This is a genomic window from Bradyrhizobium sp. SBR1B (assembly GCF_014198205.1).
Classification (GTDB): domain Bacteria; phylum Pseudomonadota; class Alphaproteobacteria; order Rhizobiales; family Xanthobacteraceae; genus Bradyrhizobium.
The window spans coordinates 1-4,544 of record NZ_JACIHC010000059.1 but is presented as its reverse complement, the minus strand read 5'-3'; the positions used below and the strand labels follow the sequence as shown (position 1 = coordinate 4,544).

The 4,544-nt window shown below is 57.1% G+C and carries 4 protein-coding genes and 3 pseudogenes; 1 reads left to right on the top strand and 6 read right to left on the bottom strand.

Going from position 1 to position 4,544, the window contains the following annotated elements:
* Positions 1-299 precede the first annotated feature (299 nt).
* A pseudogene (locus GGD61_RS39950) lies at positions 300-629 on the top strand (transposase); the annotation flags it as partial.
* A 427-nt stretch (positions 630-1,056) separates the two neighbouring features.
* On the opposite strand, the gene GGD61_RS39945 reads toward GGD61_RS39950, so the two are convergent.
* From GGD61_RS39945 to GGD61_RS41565, 6 genes and pseudogenes are all read right to left on the bottom strand, one after another.
* Positions 1,057-1,227: a hypothetical protein gene (locus GGD61_RS39945; RefSeq protein WP_183232528.1), complete on the bottom strand. Its 171-nt coding sequence runs from the start codon at positions 1,225-1,227 to the stop codon at positions 1,057-1,059.
* On the bottom strand, positions 1,224-1,493 hold the full coding sequence (locus GGD61_RS41155) for a hypothetical protein (protein ID WP_246786225.1): 270 nt from the start codon (positions 1,491-1,493) through the stop codon (positions 1,224-1,226). The genes GGD61_RS39945 and GGD61_RS41155 overlap by 4 nt, the downstream gene beginning before the upstream one ends.
* On the bottom strand, positions 1,468-2,052 hold the full coding sequence (locus GGD61_RS41150; RefSeq protein ID WP_246786224.1) for a hypothetical protein: 585 nt from the start codon (positions 2,050-2,052) through the stop codon (positions 1,468-1,470). The genes GGD61_RS41155 and GGD61_RS41150 overlap by 26 nt, the downstream gene beginning before the upstream one ends.
* A 168-nt stretch (positions 2,053-2,220) precedes the next feature.
* On the bottom strand, positions 2,221-2,619 hold the full coding sequence (locus GGD61_RS39935; protein WP_183232527.1) for a phasin family protein: 399 nt from the start codon (positions 2,617-2,619) through the stop codon (positions 2,221-2,223).
* Positions 2,620-2,957: 338 nt separating this feature from the next.
* Positions 2,958-3,425, bottom strand: a pseudogene (locus tag GGD61_RS39930) (transposase); the annotation flags it as partial.
* A 72-nt stretch (positions 3,426-3,497) separates the two neighbouring features.
* Positions 3,498-4,489 (bottom strand): annotated as a pseudogene (locus GGD61_RS41565) (reverse transcriptase domain-containing protein); the annotation flags it as partial.
* Between the last annotated feature and the right edge of the window lie 55 nt (positions 4,490-4,544).

The following is a 4,544-nucleotide window of genomic DNA, read 5'->3' as shown; positions in this document are numbered from 1 at the left end:
TCATCGGCACCAAATTCCGAAATGGGCGATGTGCCGCGCTCGTCAATGCGCATCATAATCCTTCTCCAATGTAGCAGAAACTGTGCAGGCTGCCCTCACGAGCGCGATAGCCACGTGCCGGCTCGACCACTTGTCCTCGTCTTGGCTGACAGAGCTGGCTGAATGGGCGCCGGATTAGCAACGGCTGAGCGCATGATTTCGTCAATTGGATGACCCTTAGTGTCCGACCGAAAAATAAGTTGAGTGATATCAGCGAGTTCTGATTCCATTGGTTTTGCGAAGCATCAAAGGGATCGAGAATGTGGACTGATATCACCCGGGCACAGTTTGCCCGAGAGGAGCTGCGTTTGCCAAGCGACTTGACGGATGCGGAATGGGGCGTGCTGGAGAGGTTGCTTCCTGTGCGGGCCAAGCGCGGGCGGCGCCCGAAATGGAGCTATCGTGACATCGTCGAGGCGGTGCTCTATCTGTTGCGCGGCGGGTTGCCGTGGCGCATGCTGCCGCCCACTCTGTTCCCACCAATGACCACGGTGCAGTACTATTTCTACCAATGGCGCGACAGCGGATTGTGGCAATCGATCAACCACGCACTCCTGATGTTGGCGCGCGAGGCGATCGGCCGGGAAAGCAGAACATAGTACAATAGGTACAACTTGACGCGAGGTCCGATTCAAGCCCCTCCGATCTGTATCGCGCGGATGTGTTGAGGCTGTTGAGCGATCGCACTAGGCGGCCGAGCAAGTGAGCCCTCATCGACCAACGTCCGCGTCAGTGATGGCGAAAGGTCGAAAAGATGGATGGATGTCAATCGGCCCTTTAGCTGCGGGCTGTTTTCAAGCTGCCATTCTTTCTCTCCCGTGGCACGCTGGTGGCGATTGCTCCCTCGGAGCCGGGTCGGGGTTGCGGAGACGGAGTGATCGCGGTTCGGCGAGACGATCGCCTAGCGTGACTGGATAATCGATGCGTCCTACTATGGCCCAATACTCGTCAATGCTCCGCTGTACACAAACGTTAGCGGCTGATCAATTGAGGTATTGGTCACAACAGGCCGGAACGTCAAGGCGCGGCCACCGTGTTGGTCTGCAATCTTGCCTCGCCCAACCGTCCGACAAACTCCATTTGCGCTCGGTTACCGAGATCGCGACGTGCACCACGAAGCGCGGACACTTTGAACAGCCATGCGGCTTTATCATCGTCGACGCTCGAGGCATCGACAGCGAACGTCATTTTGACAACACTTTCTTGCCCGCCTCGAACGCTTCCTGATCTTTCGGGTCGGCAAGCTCAAACCAAGAGCCGGGTGCATACGTGGCGATAAGCGTTGCAAAGAACGATTGTGCCTCCCAATCTTGCCCTTCGCGCTTCTCCAAAATGATGACTCCGTCACGGGTGAAAGAACTAGGTCCGGGAACATTGCAGTCGACCGAAAGTTCGACCCGCCACAGCCCGCCCTTCGTGGCTTGCTGCTCATCTATTGTCGGCGAGTAATGCATTCCAATCGGCTCGCCGATAGTGCAGCGGCCACGCCGAAGGATCGCCCAATTTGCCCTGCGCGGTGGTTACGAAGTTGAAGTTGGCGGGATTATGCAGAAAGCGACGGTTCACGCTACTTTCGTCGTTTGTGACTTCGTCCGCAATGAGCGAGAGCGCGAACGCCTGCCAGCCTAGTTCCATCGGCTTTGCATAAGGTGCCACAATTTTCGTTGCGCCATCGGGCGCCACCTCCCACGTGACCGTGTACTCTTCCTTTGCTTGATGGGCCCGATGTTTAGCCCACGAAAAGATAACTCGCTCGCCCGAGTGGGTCTTTTGACCAACCTCCCATCCCCGGGGGATGAAGTGTGCTACCTTCGAGACCTTGGAAAAGATTTGCTCCGCTCTCTCACCATCCTGCGCTCGCCAGGTTGATTTGACCTTGTCGATAAGCGGATTGTCGCTCGTACGAACACCATCGCTCTTACCGGCCAGCCCACCCGGCAAAATGAACCATACGCCAAGGCCGACACAGAGGCCAAGACCGAGGCAAAACCAAAGCACGCGCCGATCGATCATTTTCGCTTCCCCGAGCAGGTGGTTCCCTATATCCGTTGTTGTTCGGGGTCGGCGGCGACTTATGGAGCATGGCGACAATTCCTACGAGACCGGGTCGGGATTCAGTTCGGGATTGGAATCCGGAGGGAAAAGCGCGCCGTCGGCCCTATTTCACGCGTGGCCGATTGTTTAACTTACCGCAGGCCGATGGACGTGTTTCAAACGATCCAATATCTTTGAGCCTTCGCTGAACGATTTCGACCAAGATTGCTCCGCAAAATCCAGGTGGCACTTCAGTAGCTCAGACGGGGTTTTCGAGTCGGCAAGAGCTCTCAGAAAAGCAGCCTGGTCGTGCAGAGAGGAAGCAACCAATTTTAATGTGTCATTCAGTGACGCGGCGAAGAAGTGTCTTGTCGCTTCAAGTGATTTTTGCCATTCCGTAAACGTAAATGAAACGCGCGATGCGGCTGCGGCCTTTTCTCCAAGATGATCAGTCGCGCCGCCTGCTCCAGGGGGTGACGCCTCGGCCAGTTCGGTCCCACGTGTTCGCCGTTCGCGTTTCTCGTCTTCGTGTATAGTCGCGGTCATCCGATATCTCCCGGAAAGGATTTCTACGTGCTGAGTGGCTCGCCGCTCAGTTTCAATCAGCAAGCTTCAGAGGGTACCACCACCTTCAACATGTCATACCTGCCTTATCTGGTAGCGCTCGATCGGGAGAGAGAATCAGACATCCATTAGAGCCGCCCCGCTCAAGGAGCAGCGTGAAGTTCACTCAACGATCTTGGATGCATTGAAGGATATGATCAGGCCATGTGTAGGGTGAACTTGGCTACTTGATCCGTGCATAGGCGACCAACGCGACCAGTGAGCTGGCTGCGGTTGTCTGAACAGCAATTCCGCGTCGATAAGTGGAGCTTGTGCCAGAGTTAGGCTGCCGCGCGGAACGGCAGCGGGTTGAAGTAAGCTTGATCCGGGGTGCCGCCGTCAAGGCTCGAGTGGGGACGCCGGCCATTGTAAAAGACGAGGTATCGGCCGATCGAGGCGCGGGCGTCGGGCACGGTATCGTAGGCGCGCAGATAGACCTCTTCGTATTTGATGCTGCGCCACAGCCGCTCGACGAACACGTTGTCGCGCCATGCGCCCCGGCCGTCCATGCTGATGGCGATGCGATGACTGGCGAGCACGCCGGTGAACGCGGCGCCCGTGAACTGCGAGCCCTGGTCGGTGTTGAAGATGTCCGGCTTGCCGTGGCGAGCGAGAGCATCCTCCAGCGTCTCGACGCAGAACGCGGCTTCCATCGTGATCGAGACGCGCCACGACGGCACCCGGCGGCTGAACCAGTCGAGCACCACCGCGAGATAGACGAAGCCGCGCGCCATCGGGAATGGAGTAAGAAGCGCATAAGCGCTTCTCCTCCCCGAACCGCACGGGCACCTTTCAGCGCATACGGCTCTCCGTTCAGGTCTGGCCATGGCCATTGCGACATCCTGATATTGCGAGGTGATGGTCTTCCTCGGCTCCTCCCTGAAGATGTAGGGATTTGCTTGCGGGCTTCTCCATCGGAACTGCCCCTTTGGACTGGATACCAATCGGTGCATTGCTTTCCCGACACGATGGCCTCGTTCACTGACCCCGTGGACAAGCCAGGTCTTGGCCTGCCCAGCGACTGGCGCTCGATACCAGCTCCGCATCAGTGGTTTGATGCGGCTCCGGTACTTTCTCGCCAGCCAATGCGCCATTTTCCAGAACACGACATGATCGATGTGCCGGAATGTGGTCGCAGTGAAGTCCGTGTACTTGTAGAAGGCCGCCCAGCCCCGCATTTGGCGGTTCAGGCGGTCCACCATGTCGACCTTAGCAAGATCATGATCACCAGAGAGGACCTTTGACAATCTATGCGCGAATGCCTTGGCCTTCTCCTTGGGTATGGTCGTGACCACCGCCATCCGTCCGCTTGATCCCCGCTTGCGAATGATCCGGTGCCCCAGAAAGACGAAGCCGTCATTGACGTGGGTGATATGGGTTTTCTCCATATTCAACGTCAACTTCAGCTTACCTTCCAGAAAGGCACGGCACTCCTCGCGAACGGCCTCGGCATGAACCTTCGTCCCCTTGACGATGACGACAAGTCATCGGCAAAGCGGCAATAGGCTACAGCAGGTTTCCACTCGCGGTTCTCTCGAACCGTGATCGGACGGCCCTGTTGAATGCCGAAGTTCCACGCCCAGCGATCCTTTCTCGCTTTCTTGTTTAGGTATTTCGCCTCCAGCCAACAATCAAATTCATGAAGCATGATGTTGGATAGGAGCGGCGACAGAACGCCGCCTTGCGGAACGCCTTCACTGGCTGCGAAGAACAAGCCTCGGTCAACGTGACCGGCTTTGAGGATTCGCCAGAGCAGATCAATGAAGCGCAGGTCCCTAGGGTTCAGACTCAATTGATCCAATATGCGACGATGGCGGCGAGGTGGACGGCGGCCAAGAAATTTCTGGCAAGTTTGTCGTAGCGAGTTG